This window comes from Dermabacter sp. p3-SID358, from assembly GCF_025147465.1.
Lineage (GTDB): Bacteria > Actinomycetota > Actinomycetes > Actinomycetales > Dermabacteraceae > Dermabacter.
Map to the genome: position 1 here is coordinate 87,824 of NZ_JALXOZ010000001.1, position 15,737 is coordinate 103,560.

Sequence of the window (15,737 nt, forward strand, 5' to 3'; positions counted from 1 at the left end):
TCAACCACCCAAGGAAAGGAACTCCCATGCGAGCACTCGTCGGCCGTGCCGGCTCCCCACTCCCCGTCCTCGTCGACGTCCCCGATCCCCATCCGGGCCCTGGCGAGGTGGTCATCGCCACCACCGCCGCCACCGTCAACCCCATCGATGTCCGCATCGCCGACGGCGAGGTGCGCGAGGCCTTCGGCCTGACGGGCGATGTCGGCCTCGGCTGGGACTTCTCCGGCATCGTCAAGGCGGTGAGCGACGACGTCACCGGGGTCTCGGTGGGACAACGCGTCGCCGCAATGACCGGCAACCCCGCCGATCCGCTGCGCGCGCACGCCGAACTGGTGACGGTGCCGGCCGGTTCTGTTGCGCCGATCCCCGAGGGCATGTCCGACGCGGCGGCCGCCTCCGTCGCCCTCAATGCCCCGACTGCGGCGATGCTCGTCGATGTTCTGGGCGCGGGGGCCGGGCGCTCGCTGCTGGTCACCGGGGCGGCGGGTGCCGTGGGCGGCTACGTCCTTCCGCTCGCGCGCGAGGCGGGATGGCGAGTCACCGGCCTGGCCCGGACCACCGACCGAGAGTTCGTCACCACCACCGGAGCAGACCTGGTCACCGAGATCGAGCCCCGCGCCTACGACGCGGTCGCCGACGCCGCCGGGCTCCAGGCCGCCGCCATCGATGCTGTGGTGGACGGAGGTGCATTCGTTGGCGTCCTCCCCATCGCCCCGGTCGCTGCGCAGCGCGGCATCGAACCGACCGACATCTTCGTCCAAGCCGATGGCGTACGCCTGGCCGAGCTGCTTCGTCGTGGCCACACGGGCGACCTTGCCGTACGCATCGCCGAGGAAGTGCCCTTCTCCGAGTTCGACCGGGCGTACGCGCTGGTCGGGCAGGGTGGCCTGCGCGGTCGGGTCGTCCTGACCTTCTGAGCAGGCTGACCTCAGGGATGGACGCGGCCGCCGGGGCCTGGCTGGGGCCCGATCCCGGCGGCCGAGAGCACTCCCCCCGGGACCGAGTCGAGGTCGGGACGCCGCGAGATCGTCAGAGCGATGGGCCTGTTGACATCGGCGAAGAAGTCGCTGCCCTTGTCGTCGACGACGATGAAGGCCGGGAAGTCTTCGACCTCGATCTTCCACACCGCATCCATGCCGAGCTTTTCGTATTCGACGACCTCGACCCTCTTGATGCAATCCTGCTGGAATTGCTCGGCATCACTGTCATGAGGCGTCGACATGAAGACACCGTGGGCTGTTGTGCGCGACTCCGCCGAAGTCAGTGGCTAGATGGTTGCTGCTTGTTCTCGGAAGCAAGCAGCGCATAGATGAGGGTGTCGGTCCATTCGTCCTTACTGAACCAATCTTGGACGTGATGTGCTTCGAGTCGCATCCCGACGCGGCTGGCAAGGGCTGCCGAGGCGTGGTTGCGAGCATCCATCTGCGCGGTGATGCGGTGGAGCTTGTAGTGGTCAAACCCGAGGGCGAGCACTGCTCGGACGGCTTCGCTGGCGAAACCTTGCCCACCGTGCGCTGGGTCGAGAACCCACCCGATCTCGCCTTGACGGTGCTCGTGATCGGTGAGCCACAACGCGACGTCTCCGATCGGGACGCCGTCATGCTCGATGACCAGCGCAAGCGCGCTAGTCTCGCCATCAAGGCCGGTCTTGCTCAGGCGCTCGGCGAGCTTGTCGCGGGTGACTTCCGCGGTCCATGGCTCGTCCAGCAGGTAGCGGGCAACGTCAGGTCGCGAGTACAGCTCGTGAAGCCATTCGGCATCGTCGGCGTTATGTGGACGGAGCCGGAGCCGCTCCGTCGCCAACGGCCACTGGGCGGTGGGCTTGAGATCGCGCCGGTAATGGAATAGTTCCTCGCGCTGTCCTGCGGGCGTGGTTCCGACGGCTCGCTCGACCTCATGGAACCCTGCGTTCGTCAAGCACCGCTGGGAGGCCTTGTTCTCCAGGAGCGTGCGTGCTGTCAAGGTTCGCAGTCCACTGTTGCGTGCGAAGCGCGATGCCAACTCCAGGCCCCGACGAGCGTGCCCTGCTCCCCGCGCATCCGGATGAATCCAGAACCCGACCTCGGCAGCCTCGGAGCTGACGTCGAAGAGCACCAAGGAGCCCGCAAACCGGTCCGTCTCGGCGTCGGCAAGTGCGAGGACTGCCAGCGTGCCGGACGACAGACCCTCAGCAACCTCGTCACGGATCATCCGTCGCACGGACTCGGGGGTGTAGTCGGACTCGGGCAGGTGGCCGAAGCGCCGCACAGCTTCATCCTTGGTGCCGGCGGCATACGCGTCTGCGTCCAGCTCAGAGAAGGGGCGTAGGCGAGTGTTCTCGAAGGTGATCGGGAGGGTGGTGGCATCCAGCATGCGCTAAACCTAACATAGAATGGATAGCTAACTGAAGCGTGTTTGGTTAGGCTGGTGGGGTGAGCTACTGGGAACATCGCAGACCTGTGCGACGCCTCCGCGCGGTGGACATCGGGGAGGTTGCGAGGGCATCGGTGAGGCTGCTGGACGAAGGCGGGTTGAGGGCCCTCACCCTGCGATCTGTGGCGCAACAGGTGGGTGTCGCTCCAGCCAGCCTGTACTCCCGCGTCGAATCCGTCGACGACCTGTTCGACCTCGCCCTCGACACAGCGCTTGCAGACGATCCCGTGATGTCCGAGTCGATCCGCAACGCCGACCTGTCTGCCCTGATGCACGCCTTCTTCGCGCACCTCACGACCCACCGGTGGGCCGGTCAGGTCATCGGTATGCGCGCTCCCAGGGGCCCGGCGTACCTGGCCCTTTCCGAGCGGATGTGCGTCCTGCTCGAACAAGCGGGTACCCCGGATCCGCTGGGAACTGCCTACCGATTGTCCAACCTGGTGATTGGCGCCTCGCTGACCGCACCCATGGCGTCTGACGAGAAGCGCGTCGCCATTGACCCTGACCAAGCTCCTACCTATGCGCGGCTCCACGCGACGCACCACGTCAGCCCACGCGAGATTCTCTCCGACGGCCTCACGGCACTCCTGTCGTGAGGGGGCCTTTTGATTCGGGGCCGCCCTGCGTCGCTAATGGCCACGGACTGGTCTCCGTGAGAGTGCGCCCCTTCGCAGTGCGCCGATAGTCGGACGGGCTGATCCCGACATCGTTCGCGATCGCGCGGAGCGCCTCGCTATCGTGATACCGCCGTTCCAGAGAGTCGACTGCCTCGCTACCGATGCTGCGGTGCGGACTTACCGGTTCTGGCTCACGTTGGGTAGGCCGCCCCGCGCGACTGCGGATCGTTCGGTGCAGTGATCTCATGGAACCCACCGGTGGGGCGAGTTTCTACAAGCTTTCTGCTAGGTCCATCATCGCCACCCTCACTCTTCGCGAAGAGTGAGGGTGTTGTGACGTTGTGTTCTGGTTGCTCAGTCGCGGTGAGCGCACGGCGTGTCGACAATGCGGGCGCAGCCCTTGTATCTTCGCTCCGGACGAAGGGCGGGGCCCGTGGCCCGAACGGCTCGTGTGAGGCTCTGACATATTCCCCACAGATTTGCGCTTTCGGTTTTGCAAAATTCCTATACTGGAGGTCGCACGCTCGAACGGTCGACAAGGAGCATTCATCCATGACACCTGAAGTGTCCGCGCAGCATCCCGGGCTCGACGTCGAGGCTATCCGCCGCGACTTCCCGATTCTCCATCAGAACCTCGCGGATGAAAGACCGCTGGTGTATCTGGACTCGGGGGCGACGAGTCAGCGCCCGCAAAGCGTCATCGATGCTGAGATCGAGTTCCTGACTTTGCACAATGCCGCGGTCAAACGTGGTGCGCACCAGCTTGCCGAAGCCGCAACGGATCGCTACGAGGGTGCTCGCGAATCGATCGCGACGTTCATAGGAGCCACCGACGCGCGGGAACTCGCTTTCACGAAGAACGCGACGGAGGCTCTCAACCTCGTCGCCTACGCTCTCGGCAACGGCGATGTCTCAACCCCTGAACATGTGCGCGTGCGCGAGGGCGATGAGATTCTCGTGACCGAGATGGAACACCACTCGAACCTTGTGCCGTGGCAGGAACTCGCTCGCCGCACGGGCGCGACACTTCGCTACATTCCGCTCACGGACGACTTCGAGCTCGACCTCACGTACCTCGATTCTCTTTTGAGCGAACGGACGAAGGTTTTCGCTTTCGCTCACCAGTCGAATGTGCTCGGCACGATCAACCCCGTCCGTGAGTTCGCGCGGCGCGCCCGAGAAGTCGGTGCGCTCACGGTGCTTGACGCGTGCCAATCGACGCCTCACATGCCGATCGACGTGACCGACCTCGGTGTCGACTTCCTCGCCTTCTCAGGACACAAGATGCTGGGCCCCACGGGCATCGGCGCGCTGTGGGGGCGATACGAACTTCTCGCGGAGTTGCCGCCGTTTCTGCTTGGCGGCTCGATGATCGAGATCGTGCACATGGACCGCACGACCTATGCGGAGCCACCCGCGCGCTTTGAAGCCGGCACTCCCATGATTTCGCAAGCGATTGGGCTTGAGGCAGCCGTCGGATATCTCCAGAACCTCGGGATGGAGAACGTCGCTGCCCACGAAGCTGCCCTCACCGAGCGTGCCCTCACGAACCTCGCGGAGATTGATGACGTGCGCATCATCGGCAAGGGCCCGGGCGAAGGGCGCGCGGGCGCCGTCGCGTTCAGCGTTGAAGGCCGCCACCCCCACGACATTGGGCAAGTCCTCGACACGCTCGGCGTTGAAGTGCGCGTGGGGCACCATTGCGCGTGGCCACTTCATCGTCGATATGGTGTTCACGGAACGACGCGCGCAAGCTTCAGCGTGTATAACACGCTCGACGAGGTCGATCGCCTCGCCTCCGCGCTCGAGGAAGCCATCTCATACTTCAAAGGATTTGATCGATGAACCTCAATGCGATGTACTCCGAGCTCATCTTTGAGCACGATAAGCGGCCTCAAAACTTTGGGCTGCGCGAGCCGTTCCAGGCGGAGGTCCACCACGTCAACCCCTCGTGCGGTGACGAGATCACGCTGCGGATCGAACTCGAGGGTGATGCCGACAATCCGACCATCAAAGACCTCTCCTACGACGCGACGGGATGCGCGATGAGCCGCGCCTCCGCCTCGATCATGAGCGATTTGCTCATCGGGGAAAGCCTCGAGGACGCGCAGAAAACCTACGCGCATTTCGATGAGGTTATGCACTCGCGTGGCAAGAACGAGGGCGATGAGGAGATCATCGGCGACGGCATCGCGCTCGTTGGAGCTGCGAAGTTTCCCGGTCGCGTCAAGTGCGTGCTCATGGCGTGGAAGGCCTACCAGGCGGCACTTGCCGAGGCTCAAGTGTCGCGTGCGAAGGGCAACTGACGCTCACACCCACAACCTATCGGGAGGCTCCCATGACAAACATCGCCGAGGTTACCTCTTTCCTCGAAGGCCTCTACCCGCTTGAGTGGGCAGAGGATTGGGATCGCGTGGGTCTCGTACTCGGCGACCCCACCTGGGACGTCGCTCGGCTTCGCCTCGCCGTAGATCCGACGGTTGCCGAAGCCCACGAGACTGCGAAGAATCCGGGGACCCTTCTCATCACCCACCACCCGCTGCTGCTCAGAGGCGCGAACTTTCTTCCCGCAACGAGCGGCAAAGGTGCGGTCGCAACAGCGCTTCTTCGCTCGCAGGGCGGCCTCTGGTGCGGGCACACGAACAGCGATCGGTCCCGCAACGGAACGGTGGGCGCGTGGATCGAGCTTCTCGGTCTACAAGGGGCGAAGCCTCTCGCTCCCGGCGAGCCTCAGGAAGGCGAGTCCTTCTTTGGGCTTGGCGCCGTCGGCGAACTTCGTGAGCCCTCGACGGTTGGCGAGGTTGCGCGCCTCATTGCTCGAGCAGTGCCCGCGACAGCGCAAGGCGTGCTTCACACGGGCGAAGCCGCGCGCGAGGTAGGGCGAATTGCCGTGTGCCCCGGGGCGGGAGACTCGTTCCTCGAGACCGCAACGCAAGCCAACGCGGACCTCTATATCACGTCCGATCTTCGCCACCACCCGGCGCTCGAGCACCTCGAATCGAAAGCCGATCACGCCCGCGTACCCGCGCTCATCGATCTCCCGCATTATGCAAGCGAATCGCTCTACCTGCCGCATCTCGGGGAAATTCTCCGGGAAGAGTTCCCCGAGCTCGAGGTTGAGGTATCTGAAATCTCGAGCGACCCGTTCACGGGAGCTGCGCGATGAAACCTCTCGTCAAGCCGATGCCCGTGCGCGAGGGCGATAAGATCGCCGTGCTCTCTCCCGCGTGGGCCGCGCCCGCGTATTTCCCGGCCATCCACGAGCAGGCCATGCGCAGGCTCGAAGAGTTCTTCCATGTCGAAGTCGTCGAGTACCCCACGACTCGCGCGCTTGGGGCAAGCCCCGAGGAGCGTGCACGCGACGTGAACGCGGCTCTCGCCGATCCCGAGATTCGCGCGCTCATGTCGACGATCGGCGGTGACGACCAGATACGGATTCTCCGTTACCTCGATCCAGATCTTCCTCTCGCCGATCCAAAGCCCTTTTTCGGCTATAGCGATAACACCAATCTCCACTCGTGGCTTTTCGCGCACGGGCTTGCAAGCTTCTATGGCGGCTCGAGCATGGTGCATCTCGGAAGTGGTCCGACGGTGGATTCCGAACACGTCACCTCACTTCGCGCGGCGCTCACGGGCACGGGGGATATGACGTATGCGCTCCCGGCGGATAGCCAAGACTACGGGTACGACTGGAGTGAGGACCGTGCCCTCACGGAAGCCTCCCCTCGTGAAGCGGCGGTTCCGTTCGAGTTTTACGGCCGAAAGACCCGAGTGCGTGGCCGCACGTGGGGTGGCTGCCTCGAGGTACTCGACCAGCTCGCCTGGGCTCATCGCTTGCCGGATCCCGTCGATCTCGAAGACGCAATTCTCATCTTCGAAACCTCAGAATTTCTTCCTCCCGCCGATATCGTGGGCCGCTGGATCCGCGGTATGGGGGAGAGGGGCTACCTTGAGGCTGCCGCAGGCGTACTCGTGGCTCGACCTCTCGTTGACGATCGCGACAATCCCGCACCTGAGAATGTGCGCGCGGCCCGCCGCGCGGCCCAACGTGACTATGTGCTCGCCGAACTCACACGCTACGCCCCCGACATGCCCGTGTGTTTTGGCCTTCCCTTCGGCCACACTCGCCCTCAGTACGTGATCCCCTATGGCGGCGAGATCACGCTCGACACCGAGCGCGAGACCATTACAGGCCACTACGGCTCGTAGGGCCTAGCGGCGTTCCCAATCGTCGATCACGGTGAGGACCGAACGGGACTTCCCCGAGGTGAGTTCAAAGCCGAGGGAGTCCCCGAGCGATTCTTCGAGGATGGCGAGCACATCACGGGCGGTCTCAGCGGGAGCACTCGCCTCGCCGAGGGCATGAGCCACGAGCCCCCGGTAACGCTTCGCATCATGGCTAATCACGCGTCGCTTACCGTCGCGCACCGCCACGGGGGAGACCTCGAGCACCTGGGAGCCCTTGAGCGGCATCATCGTGCGATACGCGCCAGAGCGACAATCAACAACGACCTCACCGCTTCGCTCGATGTCGCGGGCGATGCTCTTGAGGTGTGGCTTCCACCACGGTGCGACCTTTCCAAGGCCATCGACTTCGCTTCCCGCCGAAAGCCTGTATGCCGGAATCAGATCAGCCTGGCTGTCAACGAGCCCAAAAAGCGCGGAGGCAATGAGGAGCCTGCAACCGTCGGAAGCCTTAACCTTCCCGAGCGCATCGAAAAGCACCCCGGAGTACACCTCAAGCGGAGGCGCGACAGGTTCGCTCATGATCTGTGCCATGCGCTCGCGAAGCTCCGGCTGCGAAGCGGGAATCTTGAGCTTCCCCATGGCGTGTTCGCCCCGGGCTGTTCGGGAAGCCGCCTCGATCAGCGTTCGACGAGCACTCGTCAGTTCGGGAAACGCCATCGACGAAAGCTCAACCGACGGCGCCTCACGATCGAGCGGACGCGTTTTTGTTTCAGAAGGTGGTAAGAGGATTAACATCTTGCGCGCGCTCCTATCGATCGGCAGTGGAGTAAAATCGGGCGTTGGACCAGTCAGCCGGACAGTCGCGAGGTTAGCCCTCGAGGAAAGTCCGGGCTCCTCCTGGCACGGTGGTGGGTAACACCCACCCGGAGTGATCCGCGGGCCAGTGCCACAGAAAGCAAACCGCCTGCTATGGCAGGTAAGGGTGAAAGGGTGGTGTAAGAGACCACCGCGGCCCCAGTGATGGGGGCGGCACGGTAAACCCCACCGGGAGCAAGGTCATGCAGGAGGCGTCAAGGCTGCCAGGCCAAGTCTCCGGGTAGGCCGCTCGAGGTCACCGGTAACGGTGATCCTAGATAGATGACTGTCGAAACAGAACCCGGCTTATAGGCTGGCTGGTCCGCGCCCGTGGCGCCCCTCAGGATCAGGCCTCTTCGACTGACTCGGCAGCGAGATCGGCTGCCGAACCATTCTTCTTATCCTTCTTGGCCTTCTTTTCGCCCTTGTCTTTCTTTACCTCGAGCTTGCGCTCGGCGTGGGCAAGAGCAGCGGCACCGATAATGCCGGCTTCATTGCGAAGTTTTGCGGGCACGATCTCGGTGTTGAGATCGAGGAAGTGCAAGAACTTCTTCGAATCCTTCGACACGCCACCACCCACGATGAAGAGATCGGGGGAGAAGAGGAACTCTACGTGCGAATAAAACACTTGGAGACGTTCCTTCGCCCACTCTTCGTAGCTGATGCCGAGCTTTTCAAACACTGAACTCGCGGCGAACTTCTCAATGCTTTCGCCCTCGTGGTTGAGGTGCCCGAGCTCCGAGTTCGGGATGAGCTTGCCGTCAATAAACATTGCCGAACCAATGCCCGTGCCGAGCGTGGTCATGATGACGAGGCCCGACTTATCCTTACCGGTGCCGAACTCCATTTCGGCGATACCTGCGGCATCAGCGTCATTCACCACGAAAACCGAATGGCCGGTGGCTTCCGTGAGAAGCTCGTCCACGTTCACGCCAATCCACGAATCATCCACGTTAGCTGCCGATTGTGCGACGCCGTGTTGGATGATCGCGGGGAACGTGACTCCCACGGGCATGTCGGCGGGAACATCGAAGGAATCGATGAGATCCTTGACGGTCTTGGCGACCGCTTCCGGGGTCGCGGGCTGCGGCGTGGGAATGCGCACGCGCTTGGCCGCGAGTTCACCCTTCTTAAGGTTGACGGGAGCGCCTTTGATGCCGCTTCCGCCGATGTCGATTCCGAATGCTTCCTTAGCCATGGTGAAATGCTTCTCCTTGCGAGTGACAACGTCGTTTATTCTACGCGGAAATGTCGGCGTCCGGATCGGTGAGGGTCTCGTATCCGTCCTCCGTGATGAGGAACGTGTGCTCAAACTGTGCCGTATAGCCCTTATCGCGAGTCGTGATCGTCCAACCATCGTCCCATTGGTCCCACGCGCGGGTTCCAAGCGTCACCATCGGTTCGACCGTGAAAATCATGTTGGGTTCAATGATGTCGTCGTAGTGGGGCGCAGAATCGTAGTGCGGGATGATGAGACCGTTGTGAAATCCTTCAGCAACGCCGTGCCCCGTAAAGTCGCGGACCGAGTCATACCCAAAGCGCCCCACGAACTTCTCGATGACGCGGCCCACAACATTGACCTCGCGGCCCACCTTCGCGGCGCGGATCCCGCGGAACATCGCCTCTTCTGTACGCTCGATGAGCTCGGCGGCCTCCGGGGCCACCTCGCCGATCGGGAACGTCGCGTTCGTGTCGCCGTGAACGCCGTCGAGATAGGCGGTCACATCGACGTTGAGAATGTCGCCCTCCTCCATGACGGTTGAATCGGGGATGCCGTGGCACACGACCTCGTTCAGGCTTGTGCAGCATGACTTCGGAAAGCTCAAGTACCCAAGAGTCGAGGGGTACGCGCCGTGATCGAGGATGACCTCATGGACGAGGGCGTCAATCTCGTCGGTCGTGACACCGGGCTTCGCTGCCTTGCCAGCTTCACGAAGTGCAATGGCGGCAATCTTTGAGGCGCGGCGCACGCGCTCGATCACGTCGGGTGTTTGGACGAAAGGCCCGCAATTATCGGATTTCGCTTCATCTTTGAAGGCGTACTCGGGCCTCTCAATCGACGAGGGGACCTCTCGAAGCGGGCTGATTGTGCCGGGCTCAAGCACGGCACGGTTTTCGGGGCGAAGCCATTGGTCTACAGTCATGACTACCAGTCTCGCAGGTTCTTCTGGAAATCGAGTAACGAAAGGCCGCGCCATGAGCGAGTTCTACTACAACACCAGAACGGGCCAGGTCGAAGAGGGCAACCAGAGCCCCGCGATCGAACTCATGGGCCCCTTTGCCACGCGAGCCGAGGCACAAAACGCGCTCGACAACGCTGAGGCGCGCAACGAGCAATGGGATGAAGCGACCGAGGAGTGGAACGAGTACTACAGAGACGACGAGCTTGAAGGCGACGAGGCGTAGGTAGCGCTCGATCGCCTACCTCACTACTTCTCGAATGTGTGCTCGCGGGCCGGAAACTCGCGCGCGCGAACAGCATCGCCGTAGGCGCTTGCCGCTCGCGTGAGCTCCGAGCGGAGGTCGGCAAAAGCCTTCACGAAGCGAGGCTCGAAGCCGCTGAGCCCTGCCATGTCCTGCCACACGAGTACCTGCCCGTCGCATTCCACGCCCGCACCAATGCCGATCGTAGGAATTTCGAGCGCCTCCGTCACGCGAGCGGCGAGTGGGGCGGGGACGAGCTCAAGCACGACGGCGAAGGCGCCCGCGTTTTGCAGAGCGACGGCGTCGGCGAAGAGAGCGTCGGCCTTCTCCCCGCGTCCTTGAACTTTGAAGCCACCGAGCTGGTTGACCGATTGCGGCGTGAACCCCAGGTGCCCGCACACGGGAATGCCCGCGCGCACGAGAGCTTCCACCTGAGGAAGAATCTCACGGCCCCCTTCGAGCTTGACCGCATGCGCGCCTGCTTGCATGAGCTCGACGCCGTGGCGCACCGCGTCCTCGGCGCTCACCTGATAGGTGCCGAACGCGAGATCGGCGAGCACAAGCGGACGCTCACATGAGCGAGCGACGGCGCCCGTGAAGCGCACGATGTCCTCGTGTTTCGTGTACACGGTGGAGTCGTAGCCGAGCACGGTGTTACCCGCCGAATCGCCCACGAGAAGCACGTCGATCCCCGCCTCGTCGAAGATGCGGGCGCTCAACGTGTCGTAGCTCGTGAGCATCGTAATTGCCCGCCCCTCCTCTTTGAAGTCGCGAAGGGTGTGGGTACGGACCTTGCGCGGAGTTGCGCTCTCGCTCACGGGGATTCCTTTCATGCGTGCCAAGTGCGGCGCGTGCGCTTCCAGCGTATCGGGCCTTGCGGGGGACTTCAGGGGTATGGCGAGCGTGGGGCACAATTGGTGTATGGAACGCCACCAGGATTCAGTGCTCAGGCAGGTCGAAGAGCAGGGGATTGACTACATCCGCCTGTGGTTTAGCGATGTTGTGGGACGCCTCAAATCGGTGGTGATTTCACCGCATGATCTCGACAAGGCGTTTGACGAGGGCATCGGCATCGATGGAAGCGCGATTGAAGGGCTCACGCGCTCGTACGAATCCGATATGCTCCTTCGCCCCGATCCGGCGACATTCCGCGTCATGGGTGCGCCCCGTGGCGGGGAGACCGGAGTGATGATCTGCGACGTGTACACCCCCGACTCTGAGCCGGCGGCATCGGACCCGCGTCGCGTGCTTCGCGACGCCCTCGCGCGTGCTGAGGCGAAAGGACTGGAGTTTCTCACCCATCCGGAGGTGGAGTTTTACCTTTTCGATCGACGTTACGAACCGGGCGTTCCCCTCGAGCCCGTCGACGAGGGCGGCTATTTCGACTACGTCCAGCGAGTCGACGGCAGCCGTTTTCGCCGCGAGGCGATGCAGGAACTCGAGCGCATGAACATTCACGTCGAGTACTCCCATCACGAGGGCGGCCCGGGGCAGAACGAGATCGACCTTCGCTACGCGGACGCGCTCACGACCGCCGACAACCTGCTCACCTTGCGCGCCGTCGTCAAGGGAATCGCCCTTGCCGAGGGCAAGTTTGCGAGTTTCATGCCGAAGCCCATGATCGAACATCCAGGCAACGGTATGCACACTCATCTTTCCCTCTTCCAGAACGGCACGAACATTTTCCACGAACCGGGAGCCGAGTATGGACTTTCACGTACCGCGCGGCACTTCATCGCGGGACTCCTCGTGCACGCGCGCGAGTACTCGATCCTCACGAACCAGTTCGTGAATTCCTACAAGCGCCTGTGGGGCGAGCAAGAAGCCCCAAGCTACATCGTGTGGGGTCACAACAATCGAAGTGCCCTCGTTCGCGTGCCATTCCATAAACCCACGAAGGGCACGAGCTCGCGCGTGGAGTTTCGCGGTCTCGATTCGGCGGCGAATCCCTACCTCGCTTTCGCAGCGCTTCTCGGCGCAGGTCTTAAGGGCATCGAGGAGGAGTACCCGCTTCCCGAGGGTGCGGAAGACACGGTGTGGGAGCTTACCGAGCGCGAGCGTCAGGCGATGGGGATCGAGCCACTTCCCTCAGACCTCGTGCGGGCGATCGAGAGCTTCGAACATTCAGAACTCATGGCGGACATTCTTGGCGAGCAAGTCTTCGAGTACATCCTCCGAGACAAGCGGCGAGAGTGGGAAGGCTATCGCCGCCAGGTGACCGAGGCAGAGCTTCGCGCAACCTTCGACATCTGAGGAACTGCATGAGGCTTGAAACCGGCGCGATTGAGGCGCTTCAATCAGGAAACCCCGGTGGGGAGTTCACCCACTTCGATCTCGCACGCCTTGGTTTCGTTCAAACGGAGCGGAGCGCAGCGCTCCTCGCGAGCGACGCACTTGCGTGCGTTCCGCCCCAGCTTGTTCGTGCGATGGGGAAAGCTGCAGATCCTGACGAGGCACTTCTTGGGCTTGCACGACTTGCCGATGCCGCGACCGAGGCCGGGGAACACAGTCAGTTCGTCAGAGTCGTTCACGACGAGATTCTCGGGCGAACCCTGGTTTTGCTTCTCGGCAGTTCGGTTGCGCTGGGAGATGCTCTCGCGCGACAGGTGGAGGTGCTTGAGGAAATCCTTGGATGTCCGACGCTTGCCGGCCCGACCCGAACGCGCTTCCGCGAGGTGATCCTGGCAGCCGTCGGATGCGATCCCCAAGCCGAGTTGCCCGTTGCAGCCCCCGGTCCCGAACCGCGCCGAGCCTTCCGCCGCGCCTACTACTTTCTTCTTGCCCAGATCGCGGCGCGTGACGTGTGCCAAGAGGCGCCCGCCGACCATCAGGAGGAGATCTCTGCGCTCCTCACCGACCTGGCCGATTCCGCCCTAGAAGGAGCGCTCGCGCTCGCCCGCGCCGCGACGAAGGACCACGAGATCGTGCGACTCGCGATCATCGCGATGGGGAAAACAGGGGCGCGCGAACTTAACTACGTCTCGGACGTTGATGTCATGTACGTCGCCGAGGCAGCGCATGACGGCATAGGTGAAGAAGATGCGACCCGCGTGGGAAGCGCACTCGCGCGTGAAGTGGCGAGGGCGTGCGAGGAACGAACAGCTGACGGCAGCCTATGGCAGGTCGACGCGAATTTACGGCCCGAGGGACGCGACGGCGAGCTCGTTCGCACACTCGAGTCCTATAGCCGCTATTACCGAAAGTGGGCCCATACGTGGGAGTTCCAAGCCCTTCTCAAGGCACGCGCGTGTGCGGGAGATGCAGAACTTGGCGCCAGGTTCGAGGAGATCACCGCTCCTCTCGTATGGCAGGCATCGAAACGCGAGGGCTTCGTTGACGACACCCGTGCTATGCGCGGGAGGGTACTCGAGCATGCAGATGCCGAACGCGATATCAAGCTCGGTCGCGGCGGACTCCGCGACATCGAATTCACGGTTCAGCTGCTCCAAATGGTCCACGGGCGCACTGACGAAAGCATCCGTGAAGCGGGGACCCTCCACGCGCTCGAGAAGCTCACGCGAGGCGGCTACGTGGGGCGAGAACACTCGGTGGAACTCGCCGAAGCATACCGGTACCTGCGCCTTTGCGAACATCGGCTCCAACTGTGGCGTTTGCGGCGTACCCACTTACTGCCGAAAACGAAAGACGATGAACGTCGTCTTGCACGAGCGATCGACACCCGGCCCGAAAAGCTTCGCGCCGAGATCGATGCAGTGCGCAGGCGAGTGCGCCAGCTTCACGAAGAGATCTACTACCGCCCGCTTCTCTCGACCGCTGCGAGCCTCAGCGACGGGCAAATCGCCCTCAGTGCCGATGCCCAGCGCGATCGCCTTGAAGCGATTGGCTATCGAGACCCGAAGCGTGCCCTGCAGCATATCGAAGCGCTCACCAAGGGACTTAGCCGCGCCTCCGCCATCCAGAAGCACTTGCTTCCGGCCTTTCTCGAATGGTTTGCGGACGGTGTCGACCCAGACCTCGGTCTTCTTTCCTTCCGCAGACTCTCCGAGAAGCTCCGGGAGACCCATTGGTTTCTCGGAATGCTCCGCGATTCCGGGGTAGCCGCCGAACGCCTTACCCGCATACTCTCGAGCTCGCGGTACGTTGGGGAACAACTCGAACGGCAGCCAAATACCGTGCGCTGGCTTTCCAACGATGCCCAATTGGCGCCGCTTACGCGCGAGAAGATCACTGCCGAGCTCAACTCCATCGCCGGTCGAGCGTCGAGCGACGACGATGTGATCGAAGCTCTTCGCGGAGTGCGTGCGCGAGAAATCGTCAGAATATCCCTCGCCCATCTCTCGGGACTTCTCGACCTCCCCGACCTCGCGCGTGCTCTCACCGATCTCGCCGAAGCGATTCTCGCGTTCACCGTCGAAAAAACGTGCCAGGATACTGCGATCAATCTTTGCGTCGTGGCCATGGGGTCATTCGGAGCAGGGGAGATGGGCTACTCCTCCGACGCCGATGTGCAGTTCGTGTGCGAAGGCGACCTTGCGGAAGCAACCCGCGCCGCCGCACGCGTACAAACAATCCTCAACGCCCCGGCCTCCGGAATCAACATGCGTGTGAATGCCGATCTGCGGCCCGAAGGGCGCTCGGGCCCGCTCGTGCGTACGCTCGCAAGCTTTGACGACTACTACGCTCACCACGCCGAACGGTGGGAACGCCAAGCCCTCCTTCGCGCGCGATGCATCACCGGGTCAAATGACCTCAGCGAAACGGTCACGCTCATTATGGATCGCGAACGATACCGTCCCGGCGGGATGGAGGCCCGCGAGCGCCGAGACTTCGCACGCATGAAAGCTCGCATTGAAGGGGAGCGACTTCCCCGTGGAGTGAGGCCGAGTCACCACCTCAAACTCGGCCGCGGCGGAACGACCGATGTGGAGTGGTGCGTGCAGAGACTCCTTCTCGAGCACGCGGGTGATGATGAAAGCCTGCGTATCGTCGGAACCCTCGACGCCCTTGCCGCGCTGGAAAAGGCCGGACACCTGGAAAGCTCCGATGCCCTCGCGCTTTCTGAAGCCTGGCAGCTCGCGTGGGAACTTCGGCGCGCTCTCTTCCTGTGGCGTGGCCGCGAAAACGATGCTCTTCCCACGGATCTCGTTGACCTGCGGGCGATTGCTGCGCTCGTGCGCGAGCCCGTGGATAACGCCCGCGCGATCGAGGAGAGATACCTCAAAGTCACGCGCCACTCGCGTCAAGTCGCCGAGCGGCTGATCTTTGGCGAGTAGCCTGAGG

Annotated in this window: 15 protein-coding genes and 1 other RNA gene; 10 read left to right on the plus strand and 6 right to left on the minus strand. The window is 62.9% G+C overall.

All coding sequences use genetic code 11. The features are described from left to right. Positions 1–26: 26 nt before the first annotated feature. A complete protein-coding gene (locus M3B90_RS00455) occupies positions 27–917 on the plus strand; it encodes an NADP-dependent oxidoreductase (RefSeq protein WP_259888086.1) in 891 nt (296 codons plus the stop codon). Positions 918–928: 11 nt separating this feature from the next. Here M3B90_RS00455 and M3B90_RS00460 read toward each other — a convergent pair whose 3' ends face one another. Both M3B90_RS00460 and M3B90_RS00465 read right to left on the minus strand, forming a co-directional pair. Then, positions 929–1,222, minus strand: coding sequence for a fumarate hydratase C-terminal domain-containing protein (locus M3B90_RS00460; RefSeq protein ID WP_396122422.1), 294 nt, complete (start codon positions 1,220–1,222; stop codon positions 929–931). A 38-nt stretch (positions 1,223–1,260) separates the two neighbouring features. Then, positions 1,261–2,352, minus strand: a complete 1,092-nt coding sequence (locus tag M3B90_RS00465; RefSeq protein ID WP_259888087.1) for a GNAT family N-acetyltransferase — start codon at positions 2,350–2,352, stop codon at positions 1,261–1,263. 134 nt (positions 2,353–2,486) lie between these two features. Between M3B90_RS00465 and M3B90_RS00470 the strand changes: the two genes are divergently transcribed. The 5 genes from M3B90_RS00470 (at position 2,487) to M3B90_RS00490 (ending at position 7,238) form a co-directional block, all read left to right on the plus strand. Further along, positions 2,487–3,008: a TetR/AcrR family transcriptional regulator gene (locus tag M3B90_RS00470; protein WP_065248736.1), complete on the plus strand. Its 522-nt coding sequence runs from the start codon at positions 2,487–2,489 to the stop codon at positions 3,006–3,008. Positions 3,009–3,581: 573 nt separating this feature from the next. Then, the gene (locus M3B90_RS00475; protein WP_259888088.1) at positions 3,582–4,874 is read left to right on the plus strand and encodes an aminotransferase class V-fold PLP-dependent enzyme; all 1,293 of its coding nucleotides are present in this window, start codon (positions 3,582–3,584) and stop codon (positions 4,872–4,874) included. Continuing rightward, a complete protein-coding gene (gene sufU / locus M3B90_RS00480) occupies positions 4,871–5,335 on the plus strand; it encodes a Fe-S cluster assembly sulfur transfer protein SufU (RefSeq protein ID WP_259888089.1) in 465 nt (154 codons plus the stop codon). Before M3B90_RS00475 ends, sufU begins: the two co-directional genes overlap by 4 nt. Positions 5,336–5,367: 32 nt before the next feature. Beyond that, on the plus strand, positions 5,368–6,195 hold the full coding sequence (locus tag M3B90_RS00485) for a Nif3-like dinuclear metal center hexameric protein (protein WP_259888090.1): 828 nt from the start codon (positions 5,368–5,370) through the stop codon (positions 6,193–6,195). Beyond that, the gene (locus M3B90_RS00490) at positions 6,192–7,238 is read left to right on the plus strand and encodes a S66 peptidase family protein (protein WP_259888091.1); all 1,047 of its coding nucleotides are present in this window, start codon (positions 6,192–6,194) and stop codon (positions 7,236–7,238) included. The genes M3B90_RS00485 and M3B90_RS00490 overlap by 4 nt, the downstream gene beginning before the upstream one ends. A 3-nt stretch (positions 7,239–7,241) precedes the next feature. Here the strand turns inward: M3B90_RS00490 and M3B90_RS00495 are convergent, their stop codons facing one another. After that, positions 7,242–8,012 carry a YaaA family protein gene (locus tag M3B90_RS00495; protein ID WP_259888092.1) on the minus strand — a complete coding sequence of 257 codons (771 nt, stop codon included), beginning with the start codon at positions 8,010–8,012 and terminating at the stop codon, positions 7,242–7,244. A 49-nt stretch (positions 8,013–8,061) separates the two neighbouring features. On the opposite strand from M3B90_RS00495, the gene rnpB reads away from it, so the two are divergent. Then, positions 8,062–8,397: RNase P RNA component class A (gene rnpB / locus M3B90_RS00500), an RNA gene on the plus strand. 21 nt (positions 8,398–8,418) lie between these two features. On the opposite strand, the gene ppgK is transcribed toward rnpB, so the two are convergent. Beyond that, entirely contained in the window at positions 8,419–9,270 is an 852-nt protein-coding gene (gene ppgK / locus M3B90_RS00505) for a polyphosphate--glucose phosphotransferase (protein WP_259888093.1), read from the minus strand. Positions 9,271–9,310: 40 nt separating this feature from the next. Then, positions 9,311–10,216 (minus strand): type I methionyl aminopeptidase, encoded by a 906-nt coding sequence (map, locus tag M3B90_RS00510; RefSeq protein ID WP_259888094.1) that lies wholly within the window; start codon positions 10,214–10,216, stop codon positions 9,311–9,313. Between the two features lie 52 nt (positions 10,217–10,268). Between map and M3B90_RS00515 the strand changes: the two genes are divergently transcribed. After that, positions 10,269–10,478, plus strand: coding sequence for an SPOR domain-containing protein (locus M3B90_RS00515; protein ID WP_259888095.1), 210 nt, complete (start codon positions 10,269–10,271; stop codon positions 10,476–10,478). Between the two features lie 23 nt (positions 10,479–10,501). On the opposite strand, the gene panB is transcribed toward M3B90_RS00515, so the two are convergent. Continuing rightward, a complete protein-coding gene (panB, locus tag M3B90_RS00520; protein ID WP_259888096.1) occupies positions 10,502–11,314 on the minus strand; it encodes a 3-methyl-2-oxobutanoate hydroxymethyltransferase in 813 nt (270 codons plus the stop codon). 103 nt (positions 11,315–11,417) lie between these two features. Here panB and M3B90_RS00525 point away from each other — a divergent pair, with 103 nt between their 5' ends. After that, the gene (locus M3B90_RS00525) at positions 11,418–12,749 is read left to right on the plus strand and encodes a glutamine synthetase family protein (protein WP_259888097.1); all 1,332 of its coding nucleotides are present in this window, start codon (positions 11,418–11,420) and stop codon (positions 12,747–12,749) included. An 8-nt stretch (positions 12,750–12,757) separates the two neighbouring features. Beyond that, on the plus strand, positions 12,758–15,730 hold the full coding sequence (locus M3B90_RS00530) for a bifunctional [glutamine synthetase] adenylyltransferase/[glutamine synthetase]-adenylyl-L-tyrosine phosphorylase (protein WP_259888098.1): 2,973 nt from the start codon (positions 12,758–12,760) through the stop codon (positions 15,728–15,730). The last annotated feature ends 7 nt before the right edge of the window (positions 15,731–15,737 follow it).

Bases quoted from the DNA above. Each gene is read 5' to 3' on its own strand.
- M3B90_RS00485 (WP_259888090.1), top strand. From the start codon at position 5,368: ATGACAAACATCGCCGAGGTTACCTCTTTCCTCGAAGGCCTCTACCCG.
- ppgK (WP_259888093.1), bottom strand. From the start codon at position 9,270: ATGGCTAAGGAAGCATTCGGAATCGACATCGGCGGAAGCGGCATCAAA.
- M3B90_RS00525 (WP_259888097.1), top strand. From the start codon at position 11,418: ATGGAACGCCACCAGGATTCAGTGCTCAGGCAGGTCGAAGAGCAGGGG.
- sufU (WP_259888089.1), top strand. From the start codon at position 4,871: ATGAACCTCAATGCGATGTACTCCGAGCTCATCTTTGAGCACGATAAG.
- M3B90_RS00475 (WP_259888088.1), top strand. From the start codon at position 3,582: ATGACACCTGAAGTGTCCGCGCAGCATCCCGGGCTCGACGTCGAGGCT.
- M3B90_RS00455 (WP_259888086.1), top strand. From the start codon at position 27: ATGCGAGCACTCGTCGGCCGTGCCGGCTCCCCACTCCCCGTCCTCGTC.
- M3B90_RS00465 (WP_259888087.1), bottom strand. From the start codon at position 2,352: ATGCTGGATGCCACCACCCTCCCGATCACCTTCGAGAACACTCGCCTA.
- M3B90_RS00530 (WP_259888098.1), top strand. From the start codon at position 12,758: ATGAGGCTTGAAACCGGCGCGATTGAGGCGCTTCAATCAGGAAACCCC.
- M3B90_RS00515 (WP_259888095.1), top strand. From the start codon at position 10,269: ATGAGCGAGTTCTACTACAACACCAGAACGGGCCAGGTCGAAGAGGGC.
- map (WP_259888094.1), bottom strand. From the start codon at position 10,216: ATGACTGTAGACCAATGGCTTCGCCCCGAAAACCGTGCCGTGCTTGAG.
- M3B90_RS00495 (WP_259888092.1), bottom strand. From the start codon at position 8,012: ATGTTAATCCTCTTACCACCTTCTGAAACAAAAACGCGTCCGCTCGAT.
- M3B90_RS00460 (WP_396122422.1), bottom strand. From the start codon at position 1,222: ATGTCGACGCCTCATGACAGTGATGCCGAGCAATTCCAGCAGGATTGC.
- M3B90_RS00490 (WP_259888091.1), top strand. From the start codon at position 6,192: ATGAAACCTCTCGTCAAGCCGATGCCCGTGCGCGAGGGCGATAAGATC.